The organism is Micromonospora maris AB-18-032, from assembly GCF_000204155.1.
GTDB classification, from domain to species: Bacteria; Actinomycetota; Actinomycetes; order Mycobacteriales; family Micromonosporaceae; genus Micromonospora; species Micromonospora gifhornensis.
On record NC_015434.1, the window covers coordinates 5,267,771 to 5,282,830 of the forward strand.

The 15,060-nt window shown below is 70.6% G+C and carries 19 protein-coding genes and 1 riboswitch; of the genes, 10 read left to right on the forward strand and 9 right to left on the reverse strand.

Annotation, left to right across the window (positions count from 1 at the left end; translation table 11 throughout):
- Nucleotides 1–69: 69 nt before the first annotated feature.
- The gene (gene dusB / locus VAB18032_RS23180; protein ID WP_415878019.1) at nt 70–1,236 is read right to left on the reverse strand and encodes a tRNA dihydrouridine synthase DusB; all 1,167 of its coding nucleotides are present in this window, start codon (nt 1,234–1,236) and stop codon (nt 70–72) included.
- 182 nt (nt 1,237–1,418) lie between these two features.
- Between dusB and VAB18032_RS23185 the strand changes: the two genes are divergently transcribed.
- Nucleotides 1,419–2,378: a hypothetical protein gene (locus VAB18032_RS23185; RefSeq protein WP_050814784.1), complete on the forward strand. Its 960-nt coding sequence runs from the start codon at nt 1,419–1,421 to the stop codon at nt 2,376–2,378.
- A gap of 52 nt (nt 2,379–2,430) precedes the next feature.
- On the opposite strand, the gene VAB18032_RS23190 is transcribed toward VAB18032_RS23185, so the two are convergent.
- From VAB18032_RS23190 to VAB18032_RS23200, 3 genes are all read right to left on the reverse strand, one after another.
- A complete protein-coding gene (locus VAB18032_RS23190) occupies nt 2,431–3,810 on the reverse strand; it encodes a glycine--tRNA ligase (RefSeq protein ID WP_013735361.1) in 1,380 nt (459 codons plus the stop codon).
- Between the two features lie 113 nt (nt 3,811–3,923).
- A complete protein-coding gene (locus VAB18032_RS23195; RefSeq protein ID WP_043721681.1) occupies nt 3,924–4,397 on the reverse strand; it encodes an Rv0361 family membrane protein in 474 nt (157 codons plus the stop codon).
- A gap of 139 nt (nt 4,398–4,536) precedes the next feature.
- The gene (locus VAB18032_RS23200) at nt 4,537–4,878 is read right to left on the reverse strand and encodes an antibiotic biosynthesis monooxygenase family protein (RefSeq protein ID WP_013735363.1); all 342 of its coding nucleotides are present in this window, start codon (nt 4,876–4,878) and stop codon (nt 4,537–4,539) included.
- Nucleotides 4,879–4,907: 29 nt separating this feature from the next.
- On the opposite strand from VAB18032_RS23200, the gene VAB18032_RS23205 reads away from it, so the two are divergent.
- The 8 genes from VAB18032_RS23205 to VAB18032_RS23235 all read left to right on the forward strand — a co-directional run bounded on the left by VAB18032_RS23205 (nt 4,908) and on the right by VAB18032_RS23235 (nt 9,766).
- The gene (locus tag VAB18032_RS23205; RefSeq protein ID WP_013735364.1) at nt 4,908–5,165 is read left to right on the forward strand and encodes a hypothetical protein; all 258 of its coding nucleotides are present in this window, start codon (nt 4,908–4,910) and stop codon (nt 5,163–5,165) included.
- A 68-nt stretch (nt 5,166–5,233) separates the two neighbouring features.
- On the forward strand, nt 5,234–6,208 hold the full coding sequence (locus VAB18032_RS23210; protein ID WP_013735365.1) for a metal ABC transporter substrate-binding protein: 975 nt from the start codon (nt 5,234–5,236) through the stop codon (nt 6,206–6,208).
- Entirely contained in the window at nt 6,205–6,969 is a 765-nt protein-coding gene (locus VAB18032_RS23215; protein WP_013735366.1) for a metal ABC transporter ATP-binding protein, read from the forward strand. Before VAB18032_RS23210 ends, VAB18032_RS23215 begins: the two co-directional genes overlap by 4 nt.
- A complete protein-coding gene (locus tag VAB18032_RS23220) occupies nt 6,966–7,835 on the forward strand; it encodes a metal ABC transporter permease (protein WP_043725473.1) in 870 nt (289 codons plus the stop codon). The genes VAB18032_RS23215 and VAB18032_RS23220 overlap by 4 nt, the downstream gene beginning before the upstream one ends.
- 37 nt (nt 7,836–7,872) lie before the next feature.
- Nucleotides 7,873–8,172 (forward strand): ArsR/SmtB family transcription factor, encoded by a 300-nt coding sequence (locus tag VAB18032_RS23225; protein WP_013735368.1) that lies wholly within the window; start codon nt 7,873–7,875, stop codon nt 8,170–8,172.
- Nucleotides 8,169–8,300, forward strand: a complete 132-nt coding sequence (locus tag VAB18032_RS33235) for a hypothetical protein (protein WP_269764261.1) — start codon at nt 8,169–8,171, stop codon at nt 8,298–8,300. The genes VAB18032_RS23225 and VAB18032_RS33235 overlap by 4 nt, the downstream gene beginning before the upstream one ends.
- On the forward strand, nt 8,297–8,695 hold the full coding sequence (locus VAB18032_RS23230; RefSeq protein WP_013735369.1) for a Fur family transcriptional regulator: 399 nt from the start codon (nt 8,297–8,299) through the stop codon (nt 8,693–8,695). The genes VAB18032_RS33235 and VAB18032_RS23230 overlap by 4 nt, the downstream gene beginning before the upstream one ends.
- A 432-nt stretch (nt 8,696–9,127) precedes the next feature.
- Nucleotides 9,128–9,766 carry a hypothetical protein gene (locus tag VAB18032_RS23235; RefSeq protein ID WP_050814785.1) on the forward strand — a complete coding sequence of 213 codons (639 nt, stop codon included), beginning with the start codon at nt 9,128–9,130 and terminating at the stop codon, nt 9,764–9,766.
- 86 nt (nt 9,767–9,852) lie between these two features.
- Here VAB18032_RS23235 and VAB18032_RS23240 read toward each other — a convergent pair whose 3' ends face one another.
- From VAB18032_RS23240 to VAB18032_RS23260, 5 genes are all read right to left on the reverse strand, one after another.
- Nucleotides 9,853–10,353 (reverse strand): DUF6328 family protein, encoded by a 501-nt coding sequence (locus VAB18032_RS23240; protein WP_013735371.1) that lies wholly within the window; start codon nt 10,351–10,353, stop codon nt 9,853–9,855.
- A gap of 183 nt (nt 10,354–10,536) precedes the next feature.
- Nucleotides 10,537–11,286 carry a sugar isomerase domain-containing protein gene (locus VAB18032_RS23245; protein WP_013735372.1) on the reverse strand — a complete coding sequence of 250 codons (750 nt, stop codon included), beginning with the start codon at nt 11,284–11,286 and terminating at the stop codon, nt 10,537–10,539.
- A 124-nt stretch (nt 11,287–11,410) separates the two neighbouring features.
- Nucleotides 11,411–12,241, reverse strand: a complete 831-nt coding sequence (locus tag VAB18032_RS23250; protein WP_013735373.1) for an alpha/beta fold hydrolase — start codon at nt 12,239–12,241, stop codon at nt 11,411–11,413.
- Nucleotides 12,242–12,267: 26 nt separating this feature from the next.
- Nucleotides 12,268–12,993, reverse strand: a complete 726-nt coding sequence (locus VAB18032_RS23255; protein WP_013735374.1) for a TIGR03943 family putative permease subunit — start codon at nt 12,991–12,993, stop codon at nt 12,268–12,270.
- Nucleotides 12,990–13,931: a permease gene (locus tag VAB18032_RS23260; protein WP_232510908.1), complete on the reverse strand. Its 942-nt coding sequence runs from the start codon at nt 13,929–13,931 to the stop codon at nt 12,990–12,992. Before VAB18032_RS23260 ends, VAB18032_RS23255 begins: the two co-directional genes overlap by 4 nt.
- Nucleotides 13,932–14,252: 321 nt before the next feature.
- Nucleotides 14,253–14,358, forward strand: a riboswitch (TPP riboswitch).
- A gap of 70 nt (nt 14,359–14,428) precedes the next feature.
- Between VAB18032_RS23260 and VAB18032_RS23265 the strand changes: the two genes are divergently transcribed.
- Nucleotides 14,429–15,019, forward strand: coding sequence for an ECF transporter S component (locus VAB18032_RS23265; protein ID WP_013735376.1), 591 nt, complete (start codon nt 14,429–14,431; stop codon nt 15,017–15,019).
- Nucleotides 15,020–15,060: the final 41 nt, after the last annotated feature.

The window sequence follows — 15,060 nt, forward strand, 5'->3', positions numbered from 1 at the left end:
CAGCGTGCCGGACCACCCGCGCGTAGTCGATTACCTGCCAGGTAATGCCCGAAGGCCGCCGGTCTGCGCTCAGCCGCCGGAGTCGGCCAGTTCGGCGCCCTCGGGGACGGTGTCGTCGTCTCGGCTGGCCAGCCAACCGTCGGGCAGGAAGACCTTGCCCGGGGAATTGGTCCGTCCGCGCGGTTGGCCCAGCGTCTCGGTCGGGAAGGGCACCGTCGGGTCCAGTTTGCCGAGCAGGTCGTCGAGCTGGGCGAGGCTGTCGATCATGGCCAGGGCGCGGCGCAGTTCGCTGCCGATCGGGAAGCCCTTGAGGTACCAGGCAACGTGCTTGCGGAAGTCGGTGCAGCCGTCGCGCTCACCCCGGGCCGGGTTGCGCGCCCCGGCGGTGAACTGCTCGACAAGCAGTTCGGCATGCCGGCGCATGGTCAGCGCCACCTCGCCGAGGGTGGGCAGGCGCCGGTCGGTACGCCCGGCGAAGGCCGCCTCCAGGTCGGCGAAGAGCCACGGGCGGCCGAGGCAGCCCCGCCCGATCACCACCCCGTCGACGCCGGTGTGCGTCACCATCCGCAGTGCGTCGTCGGCCTCCCAGATGTCACCGTTGCCGAGCACCGGCACGTCGAGGGCCTGCTTGAGGGTGGCTATGGCGTCCCAGTCGGCGGTGCCCGAGTAGCGTTGTGCCGCCGTACGCCCGTGCAGGGCGACCGCGGCGACGCCGGCGTCCTGGGCGGCCAGCCCCGCCTCGACGTACGTCAGGTGGTCGTCGTCTATGCCCTTGCGCATCTTGACCGTGACCGGCACCCCGGCGGGTGCGGCGGCGTCCACCGCGGCCTTGACCAGGCGGGCGAAGAGCCGGCGTCGCCAGGGCAGGGCCGCGCCGCCGCCGCGTCGGGTGACCTTCGGCACCGGGCAGCCGAAGTTGAGGTCGATGTGATCGGCGAGGTCCTTCTCGACCACGATCCGCACGGCGGCGGCGGTGATCTCCGGGTCGGTGCCGTAGAGCTGGAGACTGCGCGGGCTCTCGTCCGCCCCGAAGGCAATCATGCGCAGGGTCTTCGGGTTCCGCTCGACGAGGGCGACCGTGGTGATCATCTCGCAGACGTAGATGCCGCCGCCCTGCTCCCGGCAGAGCTGCCGGAAACCGACGTTGGTGATGCCCGCCATCGGCGCGAGCACCACCGGCGGCCACACCTGGTGCCGTCCGATGGTCAACGGCCCCAGCGCAGCACTCGACATCATCACCGCCCAAGTGTAAGGAAGGGCCCCTTCTTAACGCCTCGTGCATAGGAAGGGCCCCTTGTTAACGCGACGCATAACACACTCACGTCGAGGTCGGGGCGCTGTCCACAGCGTGCGCGGTCGTCCACAGATGCCCGGCGCGGGCGGGACACGCGCCGGCACGGCTGGTGATGCTGCGCGGCATGCGTACCCACCCACCCGAGTTCTCCGAGCTGGCGGAGCGGCAACAGCAGATCGTCAGCCGCACCCAACTGCTGGCCTGCGGCTTCGACGACATGTACCTGTACCGGCAGACCCGGCGCGCCCTCTGGCAACGGGTCCTGCCCGCGACGTACGCCCTGGTCACCGGCACCCTGACCGACGAGCAGCGGCGAATCTCGGCGGCGCTGTACGCCGGTGGCGAGGCGCAGCTCACCGGCCTGGCCGCGCTGACCTGGTACGGCTTCAGGCAGAGCCCGCGCAGCGACGACGTACAGCTGATCGTGCCGCATCACGCACGACGCAGGTCCGCAGGTTTCGCGGTGGTCTCGCGGGCTCTCGCCCTGGACGACCGGGCCCGGGCCACGCCGCTGTACCCGGTGTGCTCACCGGCCCGCGCGGTGGTCGACGCGGCGCGCGACCTGCGGCAACTCCGCCCGGTGCGCGCCATCGTGGCCGAGGCCGTGCAGCGGGGGTACGCCGATCTCACGTCCCTGGACGAGGAGATCAGGCGAGCCCGACGCAGCCGGACTGCGTTGATCAGGAAGGCGTTCGAGGAGGTGGCGGCGGGCACCCGATCCGCGCCCGAGGCGGAGTTGCGGGAGTGTCTGGCGGGCAGCAGCGTGCTGAGCGAGATCCACTGGAATCCCCGGCTGCTCGGCGCGGACGGCACGTCGCTGCCGACACCTGACGGCTATCTGGCCGACGCGGCGGTGGCGCTGGAGGTCGACTCGCAGGAGTACCACTTCCGACCTGCGGACTGGACGCGCACGCTCGACCGGCACAACGAGCTGAGTCGGCACGGCATCCTGGTGTTGCACTTCACGCCCGCGCAGATCCGCCGCGAGCCACGCCGGGTGCGCCGCACGGTGGAGGACGCGTACGACTCCCGACGCGGTGTCGGTGCCACGGCCCGGGTATGCGTCGGCCAGCCCACTTGTTAACAAGGGGCCCCTCCTCTACGCCAGGCGTTAAGAAGGGGCCCTTCCTTACACCTCAGCAGCCGGGGAGGTGGTCGATCAGGTAGCGCTCGACCTGGTCCAGGGCGATGCGCTCCTGGGCCATGGTGTCCCGGTTGCGGATGGTCACCGCGTTGTCGTCCAGGGTGTCGAAGTCGACAGTGACGCAGAACGGGGTGCCGATCTCGTCCTGGCGACGGTAGCGGCGGCCGATCGCCTGCGAGTCGTCGAACTCGACCACCCAACGCTTGCGCAGCTGCGCCGCGAGGTCCTTGGCCTTGGGCGAGAGCGCCTCGTTGCGCGACAGCGGCAGCACCGCCACCTTGACCGGGGCCAGCCGCGGGTCGAAGCGCATGACGGTGCGCTCCTCCATCTTGCCCTTGGCGTTGGGGGCCTGGTCGACGTCGTACGCCTCCAGCAGGAACGCCAGCACCGCGCGGGTCAGGCCGGCGGCCGGCTCGATCACGTACGGGACCCAGCGCTCACTCTTGGTCTGGTCGAAGTACGACAGGTCGACCCCGGAGTGCTTGCTGTGCGTGGAGAGGTCGAAGTCGGTGCGGTTGGCGATCCCCTCCAGCTCGGCGAACTCGCTGCCGCCGAACTGGAACCGGTACTCGATGTCGACGGTGCGCTTCGAGTAGTGCGAGAGCTTCTCCTTGGGGTGCTCGTAGAAGCGCATGTTCTCCGCGGAGAGCCCGAGGTCGACGTACCAGTTCCAGCGCTCGGAGAGCCAGTACTCGTGCCACTGCTCGTCGGTGCCGGGCTCGACGAAGAACTCCATCTCCATCTGCTCGAACTCGCGGGTACGGAAGATGAAGTTGCCCGGGGTGATCTCGTTGCGGAACGACTTGCCGGTCTGCGCGATGCCGAACGGCGGCTTCTTCCGCGCCGCGTTGGCCACGTTGTTGTAGTTGACGAAGATGCCCTGGGCGGTCTCCGGGCGCAGGTAGTGCAGGCCCTCGTCGCTCTCCACCGGGCCGAGGAAGGTCTTCATCAGCCCGTTGAACATCTTCGGCTCGGTGAAGGTGCCCTTGTTGCCGCAGTTCGGGCAGTTCAGCTCGGTGAGCGAGGCGAGCGGCTTGCCGTGCTTCTCCGCGTACGCCTCTTCCAGGTGGTCGGCGCGGAACCGCTTGTGGCAGGACTGGCACTCGGTCAGCGGGTCGACGAAGGCGTCGAGGTGGCCGGAGGCCGCCCACACGTCCCGGGCCAGGATGACCGCGGAGTCCAGCCCGACCACGTCGTCACGCTGCTGGACCATGGTCTTCCACCACTGCCGGCGGACGTTCTCCTTGAGCTCCACGCCGAGCGGGCCGTAGTCCCACGCCGATCGGGTGCCTCCGTAGATCTCACTGGAGGGGAAGACGAAGCCTCGGCGCTTGGCGAGGCTGACGATGGCGTCGATACGGTCTGCTGGCATGTTTCCTCCTACGCCGACTGGCGGTCGGCGGGGACGCGGTGGGATGGCAGGAACAGTTCGGGACAACGGTACGACTGCCGTGGTCCCGAACCCAGCACATTACCTGCGGCCGGTCAGTTGACTCCGCAGACCTCCATGGCACCGGTCTGCTGGTCCTGGCCGAGCACGACCTGTTGCCGTTCCTGACCGCCGCCGGCGAGGGTGACGTCCACCGGCACGGTAAGCGTGGTGGTGTCCACGCTGCCGACCCGGTAGGAGACGATCTGCGGCTCGGCGGCGGCCCGGCGTTCGAACTCCTGCCGGGACTCGCGCCGCTTGGCGTCCTCGCAGAGCTGGTCGTACGCCTGGCCGTACTCGCCGTCGGCCAGGGCGCGGTAGTAGTCGCTGGAGACCGTACGGCCCTGTTCCTCGATCGCCTGCACCCCGCTGACCAGCAGGCCGACCACTGCGGCGCCCCCGCCACCGCAGCAGAGCACAAGCGCCAACGCCCCGGCACCGAGGCCGAGCCAGAGTCGGGAGCGACGGCCCTCGGTCGGCGGCGCCGCGAACGGCGGCGCCACTCCGGGGCCGGCCGGCGGTGTCGGCACGCCTGACTCGACCACACCGGGCGGTGCGAAGGCACCTTGGCTCGGCGGCTGGGGATTCTGCTGGCCGGGCAGCGGGGGCTGGGGTGGTGGGGCCGCCGGTCCGGGATCGGTCATAGCAGCCAGCGTAGTGCCCGACAGCTCAGCGGTAAGGACCCGCAGCGCGATCGCTGTCGACCACCACCACGTCGCCGTCGGGCGCGGCGCTGGCCAACGTCTCGTACGCGGACGGCTCGTCGATGCTCTCGGCGAGCAGCGGTATCGCCGTGACCTTGACGTCGAAGCCACCGAGCGCGCGGCGGTAGGTGCCCACCGACTCCCACTCGGTGACCAGGCACCAGTGTCGCGGGTCGTCCAGCGCCCGGACCAGTTGCCCGCGCAGGTAACCGGGGCGGGCAGCCAACGCCGCGAGGGCGGCGTGGGCCCGTTCGGTGAAATCCTGCGCGCCGTCGTCGTCGACCACGAACCGGTTGGTCACGAGCACCGGGCACTCCTCCTCGTAGAGTCTGTGGGATGCAGCGTACGCAGCGCCGGGTCGCCGGCCGCCTGGCCCGGGCCAACCCGACGACCGTGTTCCTGATCACCCTGCTTCTCGTACTTGTCGCGTTCTTCACCCCGGGCCCGCTGGGCGGGCTGTTCACCCTGCTGCTCGCCGCCGCGGTGGCCGCCCTGCTGGTGACGACCTGGCCGGTGCAGACGCCGCCGACCCGGCTGATCCGATTGTTGATGTTGACCCTGCTGGTCACCGTCGGCCTGGTGAAGCTGCTCTGATCGACCTGCTCCGACATGCAATTATGCGTTTTTGACAATCATTGTCATTGTCGCGGACAGTCGATGACATGACCTTCCGCACCACCCCCCGAGTCCTGGCCACCGCCACCGCCGCGCTGCTCGCCCTGACCGGCGTCGCCGCTTGCAGCACCGACACCACTTCCGGTGGCGACCCGGAGCGGGTCGACGTGGTGGCCGGCTTCTACCCCTTGCAGTTCCTGGCCGAGCGGATCGGCGGGGACGCCGTGACGGTGACCAACCTGGCCCGTCCGGGTGCCGAGCCACACGACCTGGAGCTGAACCCGCGGCAGGTCGGTCAGATCATCGACGCCGAGCTGATCATCTTCCTGGACGGTTTCCAGCCCGCGGTGGACACCGCGATCGAGCAGAACGGCGGCGACCGGGCCTTCGACGTGGCCGCCGTCGAGCCCCTGCTGGACGCCACCGCCGGCGGCCACGACCACGACCACGGTGACGAGCACGACCACGATGACGAGCATGCCGACGAGGTGTCCGACGGCGCGAAGGACCCGCACGTCTGGCTCGACCCGACCCGGCTGGCCACCATCGGCGATAAGCTGGCCGAACGCCTCGGTGCCGTCGACCCGGACCACGCCGACGAGTACACCCAGCGGGCCGCCACCCTGCGCACCGAACTGGAGCAGCTGGACACCGAGTTCACCGAGGGGCTGAAGACCTGCCAGCGCCGGGAGATCGTGGTCAGCCACACCGCGTTCGGGTACCTCACGCAGCGCTACCAGTTGGAGCAGATCGGCATCACCGGCCTCTCGCCCGAGGACGAGCCGTCGCCGCAGCGGCTGGCCGCTGTCACCGAGGAGGCGCGCGAGCACGGCGCCACCACGATCTTCTTCGAGACGCTGGTCAGCCCCAAGGTCGCCGAGACGATCGCCCGGGAGGTGGGCGCGCAGACCGCGGTGCTCGACCCGCTGGAGGGCCTGTCCACCGGCAACAGCGGGGAGGACTACCTTTCGGTGATGCGTACCAACCTGCAAACCCTGCGGACGGCGTTGAGCTGCTCGTGACACCTGAAGTCATCACCGTCACGCACGGGGTGGTCGGCTACGACGGCCGCCCCGTGCTGCGGGACGTCTCACTGACCGTGACCGCCGGTGAGGTGGTCGCGGTCCTCGGCGCCAACGGTTCCGGCAAGTCCACCCTGATCCGCGCCGTGCTCGGGCTGGTCCCGCTCAGCTCCGGCTCGGTGACCCTCTTCGGCGAACCGGCACGCCGGTTCCGCCAGTGGCACCGCATCGGGTACGTCCCACAGCGCCTCGGCGCGGGCAGCGGCGTACCGGCCACGGTGGCCGAGGTGGTGGCCTCCGGCCGGCTGGCCCGCCGGGGCATCCTGCGCCCACCGGGGCGCGCCGACCGCACGGCCGTCACCGAGGCGCTGCACGCCGTCGGTCTGGCCGACCGGGCGAAGGACCCGGTGGCCACCCTCTCCGGCGGGCAGCAGCAGCGCACCCTGATCGCCCGCGCGCTGGCCGGTAAGCCCGAACTGCTGGTGCTCGACGAGCCGACGGCCGGGGTGGACGCCGCCAGCCAGGAGGCGTTCGCCGAGGCGCTGCGCGGCTTCACCGACGGCGGCGGCACCGTCCTGCTGGTGGCGCACGAGCTGGGTCCGCTCCAGCCGCTGATCAGCCGGGCGGTCGTCGTACACCAGGGTCTGATCGCGCACGACGGCGCGGTGCCGGAACCGGCCGGGCACCACGCGGCGCCGGACCACGACCACGTGCATCCGCACTGTCCCGAGGAACCCGCCGGGCTGTGGGGCACGAATTGACCCTCTTTCAGTACGAGTACATGCAGAACGCGCTGATCGGCGCGCTCGTCATCGGGGTGGCCGCACCGGCGCTCGGCATCTACCTGGTGCAGCGGCGGCTCGCGCTGATCGGGGACGGCATCGGGCACGTGGCGTTGACCGGTGTCGGCGCGGGCCTGCTCTTCGGCACCTCCCCCGTGATCATGGCGGTGATCGCGGCTGTGATCGGTGCGGTCGCCATCGAGTTGATCCGCGAACGGGGCCGTACCTCCGGTGACCTGGCCCTGGCCCTGCTCTTCTACGGCGGCATCGCCGGTGGCGTGGTGCTGGTGGGCCTGTCGGACAGCACCAGCGCGAACCTCAACGCGTACCTGTTCGGGGCGCTCACCACCACCTCCCGCAGCGACCTCGTCACCATCGCGGTACTCGGCGTGGCCGTGCTGATCACGATGATCGCCCTGCGGCCCGCGCTGTTCGCGGTCTGCCAGGACGAGGAGTACGCGCGGGTCTCCGGCCTGCCGGTACGCGCCCTGAACCTGCTGCTGGCGGTCACCACCGCGATCACCGTGACGATCGCGATGCGGGCGGTCGGCGTACTGCTGATCAGCGCGCTGATGGTGGTGCCGGTGGCCACCGCCCAACAGGTCACCCGAGGCTTCCGCGCCACCATGACGGCGGCGATGACCCTCGGCCTGTTCGCCGCCGGCGCCGGCATCTGGGTGGCGGCGGTCGCCGACACCGCGCCCGGCGCCTCGGTGGTGGTGCTCGCCATCGCCTCGTTCGTGGTGATCACCCTGTTCGCCGCCGGCTGGCGTCGGATCCGCCGGACCCGACCGGAGCCGGTGCCCGCACCCGAGCCACCCGAGGTGGTGCTCGACCGGTCCTGACCACGATGACCCTGTCGGTATTGGTTACCGTTGCAGAGTGAGCAGCGAATCCGGATACGACGCGTACGAGGGCGCCAGTGAGCTCCTGCGTGCCCTCTCCGCGCCGATCCGGCTCGCCATCGTCAGCGAGCTGGCCGGCGGCGAGCGCTGCGTGCACGAATTGGTCGACAAGCTCGGCGTCGCCCAACCGCTGGTCTCCCAGCACCTACGGGTACTGCGCGGCGCCGGCGTGGTCCGCGGTTCCCGGCGCGGCCGGGAGATCGCGTACGCCCTGGTCGACGAGCATGTTGCGCACATCGTCGCCGACGCGGTGAGCCATGCCGGGGAGGGATCATGAGCGAGCGAATCGGTCAGCTCAGAACGTCAATGCCTGGTGGCGACGCCCAGCCCGGCACCATCGTGGTCTGCCAGGTCAGCGCGACCGCGCCTCGGGGTGATGAGCAGCGCAGTGGAGTGCCGTCATGAGCGACAGCGGGACGGCGGTCCGTAACACCCGGCAACGCTCGGCGGTGAGCGCCCTGCTGGCCGAGGTGGAAGGCTTCCACAGCGCCCAGGATCTGCACGCGATGCTGCGGGATCGCGGCGAGCGGGTCGGCCTGACCACGGTGTACCGGACCTTGCAGGGCCTGGCCGACGCGGGCGAGATCGACGTGATGCGCCCGCCGGGCGGCGAGCACCTCTACCGCAGGTGCAGCGAAGGACACCACCACCACCTGGTCTGCCGAGCCTGCGGTCGCACGGTCGAGGTCGCCGGCCCCACAGTGGAAACCTGGGCCGACAAGGTAGCCGCCCAACACGGCTTCACCAACGTCAGCCACACCCTGGAAATCTTCGGCACCTGCCCCACCTGCACCCCCTGACCTCCCCGCCCCCCCTCCCCGCCCCTGCCCCCGCCCGCGCCCGCGCCCGCGCGATCTTGCACTTTGTGTCGCCGTGAAGGCCGCGAAAAGGGTATATCCGCGACCGAAAGTGCAAGATCGACGGCGCCAAGGCGGGTGCGGGCGCGGCGAGGGCACGTGCAGGTGGGGCGTCCACCCAGGCCCACGCGATCTTGCACTTTGCGCCGCCCCAAAGGCTACATAAGGGGCGAATCAGCGACCAGAAGTGCAAGATCGGCGGGGCGGGGCGGGACAGAGCGAGAGGGCGGAACGGGGCGGGGCAGCACGGGCGGGAGGGCGGTGGGAGGAGCGGGCGCGGTGGGGAGGGCTGGGCGGGCGGGGCGAGGGCTGGGCAAGATCGATTCGGGCTGGGTGGTGAGGCGGGGGCGGGTCGGGCGTGGCAGGGTGGGCGGCGTGAAGATTTACGCTGATCGCTTTCTGGTGGCACTGCGGCAGGTATTCACCGATCTGTTCGTCGTCGCCTGGGTCTACGGGACGATCCGGTGCGCGTTGTGGTTGCACGACCTGGTGCAGAGGTTGGCCGTACCCGGGCAGAAGTTGGAAGGGGCCGGCGGTGGGCTGGCCGACAACCTGGCCGAGGCCGGCGGGAAGGTCGGCCGGGTGCCGCTGGTGGGTGACGAGTTGACGGCGCCGTTCGAACGGGCGGCAGACGCGGCGCGGTCGCTCGCCGAGGCTGGGCGTGACCAGCAGGAACTTGTCGACCAGTTGGCCCTGGCCCTGTCGGTGGGGATGATGATCGTCCCGCTCGGGCTGGTGCTGTTCGGCTGGCTGCCGTTGCGGGTGCGCTGGATGCGCCGGGCCGGCTCGGCGGCGACGCTGGCCGCCGCACCCGCCGGTCAGGACCTGCTGGCCCTGCGCGCCCTCGCCAACCAACCACTACGCCGACTCACCCGCATCAACCCCGACGTGGCCCAGGCGTGGCGCGACGGCGACGAGCACACCATCACCGCCCTCGCCACCCTCGAACTCCGCCACCTGGGTCTCCGCACCCCCACCCCCACCCCACCGTCCCCAGCCACCCGTCCGCGTTGATCAAGAGGTTTGCGTCATCATCGGCCCGAATTCCGGCGCAAGCTTCTTGATCAACGGGGCGAGGTGGGGACAGACAGGGGGGTGGGTCAGGTGTTGGCCAGGCCGCTGGGGTCTTCGTCGTCGTCGATGTCGTCGTCGCCCCAGTTGCGGCGGGAGAAGGGCAGAATCAGCCAGAAGGTGAGGAACCAGAGTCCGGTGACAGCGCTGAGCAGGAAGGCGATCGGGCGGGCGAGCACGAAGTCGGTGATCAGCAGGACCGAGCTGACCATCGCGATCAGCATCAGGGCGAGGCCACCGGAGGCCATCAGGTGCGCGAACCGTACCAACTCCGGTTTACGTCCCTGACGGAACAGCGCGCGATGGAACGCCACCGGCGAGATGATCATCGCGGTGGCGCCGGCCGCTGCGAGCAACGCGACGATGTAGACGTCCCGTTGGAACGGGCTGGTGCTGCCGAAGCCGTTGCTGAACGGCAGGGTCAGCAGAAAGGCGAAGAGGATCTGCACGCCGGTCTGCGCGACCCGCAACTCCTGCAACAGGTCGGCGAAGTTGCGCTGCCATCGCTGCTTCTCGGTTTCCTTGGACACCGCTGACCTCCGGAGGTACGGCCTGCCGCCGGACCGGTTCGGCGACGGCGGCAACGCTGATTGCCCCACCGCCGTCGATCCGAAACCGGTTCGCAGGAGCACCGCCACTGCGCCCCGGCCAACCCGCCGCAGTGCTCAGGAGCCACGGCGTTCAGGAAGCCCGGCGTTCAGGAAGCCCGGCGCTCAGGAGCCGCGGCGGATCCGTCCCGCATACCGGGCCTCCAGGGTGTCGTTGTGCGCGTCGCCGCCGGCGATGTTGGCGGACAGGTAGACCGGCGGACGTTCACCTGCCGCGAGCAGCCGGGCCACCACCTCCACCACGATCTGCTGGGCCAGCAACGCGGCGGTGATCGAGGAGACCGCACCGACCGCGCCACCGTCGGGCAGCGGCAGGGTCGCGTCGCCGTACGGGGCGCCGTTGTCCAGCACCACGTCGGCGAAGTCGGCGAGCTTGCGACCCGACGGATGGCGGGACTCCATCCGGGCCGAGTGTTCCGCCGAGGTGATCGCCACCAGCCGGTGGCCGCGCTCGCGTACCAGCGAGGCGAACTCCACCATCGCCCCGTTCACCCCCGAGTTCGAGGCGAGTACGAAGATGTCGGCCGGGTCGACCGGGGCGAGTTCGTAGAGGCGGTGGGCCACCGACGGGTCCCGTTCCAGCTTCGGTCCCAGCACATCGGCGGACGCTCCGCCGTGCAGCACCAGGTCACGCAGGGCGATCCGGTTGGTCGGCACCAGCCCGCCGGCCCGGCCGGCGATCTCCATCGCCAGCGCCTCGGAGTGGCCGGTGCCGAAGGCGTGCACCACCCCGTCGGCCCGGATCGCCTCGGCGATCAGGTCCGCAGCACGGGCCACCTGGTCCCGCTGACCCTGTGCCACCCGGTTCATCGTCGCGGTCACCACGGCCAGGTAACCGTCGGCACTCAACGTCATCGTCACTCCGCTTTCTCGCCGAACCAGCAACTCCGCCAGCCGCCAGCAACTCCGCCAGCCCTTCCCAGCCCTTCCGCCAGCCCTCCGCAGGCATCAAGGCACGACGGCACCATCGACGCCGGGCTCAGGCCGCGGAGCGCACCCGGGCCACGATCGCCTCGGCCAGCCGCGTCGGCACCTCGTCCGGAATCCAGTGGCTGACCCCGGCGATCTCGACGAACCGGTAGTCCCCCTGCACATGTTTGACGCAGGCTTCGGCAGCCGTACGCCCGATCGCCACGTCCCGGTCACTCCACACGAAGGTGGTCGGCACCCGCGACGGGCCGGTGGCCGCCAGGTCCGTCCAGGACATCGCCCGGTACCAGTTCAGCGCCGCGGTCAACGCGCCGGGCTCGCGCATCGGTTCGGCGTACGCCGACACCCGCGCCGCGTCGCCGACGCCGCGCAACATCCGGCGCAACCCGCGGGCCCCCAGGGCCAGCAGCGTCTTCTCGGCCACCCCGGGCCGACGGAACAGCAGCATGTACGCCGAGCGCGCCTTCTGCTGCGAATCCTCGCTGAGCGCGTACGCCATGGCGGCCGGATGCGGCACGGAGACGGCGGTCAGCGTGCGGACCCGCTCCGGATGCTCGGCGGCCAGCGCCCAGGCCACCACGGCACCCCAGTCGTGCCCCACCACGTGGGCGGAGTCGACGCCGAGGGCGTCCAGCACGGCGGCCGCGTCGGCGACCAGCTCCGTCAACCGGTACGCCTCGACTTCGGTCGGTCGGGCGCCCGGCGAGTAGCCACGCTGGTTGACCGCGTAGGTGCGCAGACCGGCCACGTGCAGGGTCGGCGTCACGTCGTTCCACTCGCCCGCGTGCTGCGGGAAGCCGTGCAGCAGCAGCACCGGCTCACCGTGCTCCGGGCCGCCCGCCGTGACGTCGAACCGCATACCTCGGGCGTCGATGTGCATGACCCGCAGCCTACCGAGGTGGACGGTCAGTCGTACTGCTGCTTGGGGGTGGGTATCGGCCGCCAGGACTCGACCTGCAGGTAGGGGATCTCGGCGTCGTTGACCGGGTCACGACCGATCCGGTCGCTGTACCGGCCGATCACCTCGACCCAGGTGTCGTCGGGCAGACCGGCCGGCACGTCGCCGGTGAGGCCGAGCTTGACCGGCCGTCCGTCGGCCGCGCAGCAGGACAGCACCATGCGGGCCAGGATGGGTCGGCCGTCCTCGCCGGTGGCGAGGAAACCGGTCAACAGCACCCGCCGGTCGCCGATCGAGGCACCTCGGTCGAACAACGCCCGGGCCGCGTAGTCGAGGACGCTTACCGGCGCGGGGTCGGCGTCGGGCAGCGGCGGGTAGTCCGACTGTCGCGGGGCGTTCAGCGCGGTGCCGGACTGGCTGGCCGCGTACGAGCCGAGGGCCGGCGGGGCGACCAGCAGCAGGCCGAGCACGGGCAGGATGAGCAGCCAGCCGACGCGCGGTTCGTGGTGGGTGTGGTCGTCGTGGTCGTCGGCAGGTTCGTCGGAGCGGGTGCGGACCGGACGTAGCTCGTACCAGAGGGTCATGATCGCCGCGACCACCAGCAACAGACCGGCGGCGATCAGGAACGGTCGTAGCCCTTCCTTGACGTAGCGCAGGTAGAGGTCGGAGAGGCTGGCCCGCAGCACCGCGCCGCCGAGCAGCAGCAGGACCACCGCCTGGGCCTGCCGGTTCACAGCAGCACCGCCCCGACACCGACGGCGATCAGCAGGGCCACCGCGAACGTGGTCGGCGCGAACCGGAACGCGAACCGGCGGCCGAAGACACCGGCCTGCATCGAGATCAGCTTGAGATCGACCATCGGCCCCACCACCAGGAACACCAGTCGGGACGTGAGGGAGAACTGCGACAGCGAGGCGGCCACGAAGGCGTCCGCCTCGGAGCAGAGCGAGAGCAGCACGGCGAGTGCCGCCAGCGCCAGGATGGACAGCCAGGCGTTGTCGGCGAGGGTCTGCAGCCAGCGTTCCGGCACCAGGACGTTGATGCTGGCGGCGGCCATCGCGCCGAGCACCAGGAAGCCACCGGCGTGGGTGACGTCGTGCCGGACGGCGGCCCAGAACGCCCGCCCGCGCCGGGGGTCGTCCAACTCGGGTCGGCGCGGCATCCTGATCCACTCGGTACGCCCGAGACGCAGCCAGAGCCAACCCATCACCATGGCCACGACGAGGCTGGCGAGGCCCCGGGCGAGGACCATCTCGGGGTTGTCGGGGAAGGCGACCGCGGTGGCGGTCAGCACGATCGGGTTGACCGCCGGTGCGGCGAGCAGGAAGGCCAGGGCGGCGGCCGGGGTGACCCCGCGGCGGATCAGCGAACCGGCGATCGGCACGGAGCCGCACTCGCAGCCGGGCAGCACCACGCCGGCCGCGCTGGCCGCCGGCACCGCCAGGGCCGGGTGCCGGGGCAGCGCCCGGGCCCAGAACGACCGGGGTACGAAGACCGCGATCACGGCCGAGAGCAGCACCCCGAAGACCAGGAACGGCACCGCCTGCACCATGATCGAGACGAACACCGTGGTCCAGGTCTGCAGGCGCGGATCGTCAAGCGCCCCGGCCAGCGGATCCCGAAAGATGATCAGCAGAATCAGCAGCCCGGCCAGCACCTCCACCGAGCCGATCCGGTCACCGAGCCAGCGTCGGGGTGGTGTGGGGCCGTCCGGGTGGGTCGCCGGCGCCTCGGTGGCGACGCCGCCGGGACGGCCCTGCGGTTCGTCGGCCGGTACGGCGTGATCCGTGTCTGTGCTCACCCTGTCGTCTCTTCACCTGGGAGATTCGGCGGGCTGAGATTACCGTCCGGCACCGACAACGTCGATGAATGTCACGGAAACGGGTGGATGTGGCGGGCGGACGTACGGGCGGCTCGGGCCGCACCGGGCGTGACCTGCGTAGATCACATTGCCTGTTGATCTTTAAAGGTGTTAGCGTCGGCGAGACAACTTCACCTCCGACAGGGGAGCGCACAGCGCTGAGAGTGCGGGTTCGCCCGCAGACCCTCCGTACCTGATCTGGGTAATGCCAGCGCAGGGAGTTCGGTCCACCTCCAGCCCGCCACGGCCCGGTGCCGTCGGGCGCGGCGTGCGTCTTACCTGGTTCGAACACTGGACTGGGAGCAATCATGATTCGACCGACCGCCAACCGGTGGCGCACCATCGACATCGTCGTGGCTGCGGTGATCGCCGTCGCCTTCGGTGTGATCTTCTGGGCCTGGGGGCTGCTCTGGCGGGCCGTTGACCCGGCCTTCGCCTTCTTCCCGGCCAGCCAGGCCATCATGTACGGCGTCTGGCTGATCCCCGCGGTGCTCGGCGGCCTGGTGATCCGCAAGCCGGGTGCCGCGCTGTTCTGCGAGGCGGTCGCGGCGACGGTCTCCGCACTGCTGGGCTCGGAGTGGGGCGGCGTCACCATCGTCCAGGGCCTGATCCAGGGCCTCGGCGCGGAACTGGCCTTCGCCGCCTTCCGCTACCGCTCGTTCCGGCTGCCGACCGCACTGCTCGCCGGCGCGATGACCGGCCTCGGTGCCGCCCTGTTCGACTTCTTCGTCTGGAACACCGCGTACGAACTGGTCAGCTACCGGATCCCGTACGCGCTGTTCACCATCCTCAGCGCCGCCGCGATCGCCGGCGTAGGCGCGTACGCCCTCACCAACTCCCTCGCACGCACCGGCGCCCTGTCCCGCTTCCCCTCCGGCCGCACCCAAACCCTCGTCTAACCCCCCGCCCCTGTTGATCAAGAAGATTGCGTCTGTCGACC

Coding starts and splice junctions, on each gene's coding strand:
- dusB (WP_415878019.1), bottom strand. CDS start 1,236: ATGATGTCGAGTGCTGCGCTGGGGCCGTTGACCATCGGACGGCACCAG.
- VAB18032_RS23185 (WP_050814784.1), top strand. CDS start 1,419: ATGCGTACCCACCCACCCGAGTTCTCCGAGCTGGCGGAGCGGCAACAG.
- VAB18032_RS23190 (WP_013735361.1), bottom strand. CDS start 3,810: ATGCCAGCAGACCGTATCGACGCCATCGTCAGCCTCGCCAAGCGCCGA.
- VAB18032_RS23205 (WP_013735364.1), top strand. CDS start 4,908: ATGCAGCGTACGCAGCGCCGGGTCGCCGGCCGCCTGGCCCGGGCCAAC.
- VAB18032_RS23210 (WP_013735365.1), top strand. CDS start 5,234: ATGACCTTCCGCACCACCCCCCGAGTCCTGGCCACCGCCACCGCCGCG.
- VAB18032_RS33235 (WP_269764261.1), top strand. CDS start 8,169: ATGAGCGAGCGAATCGGTCAGCTCAGAACGTCAATGCCTGGTGGCGAC.
- VAB18032_RS23230 (WP_013735369.1), top strand. CDS start 8,297: ATGAGCGACAGCGGGACGGCGGTCCGTAACACCCGGCAACGCTCGGCG.
- VAB18032_RS23245 (WP_013735372.1), bottom strand. CDS start 11,286: ATGACGTTGAGTGCCGACGGTTACCTGGCCGTGGTGACCGCGACGATG.
- VAB18032_RS23250 (WP_013735373.1), bottom strand. CDS start 12,241: ATGCACATCGACGCCCGAGGTATGCGGTTCGACGTCACGGCGGGCGGC.
- VAB18032_RS23265 (WP_013735376.1), top strand. CDS start 14,429: ATGATTCGACCGACCGCCAACCGGTGGCGCACCATCGACATCGTCGTG.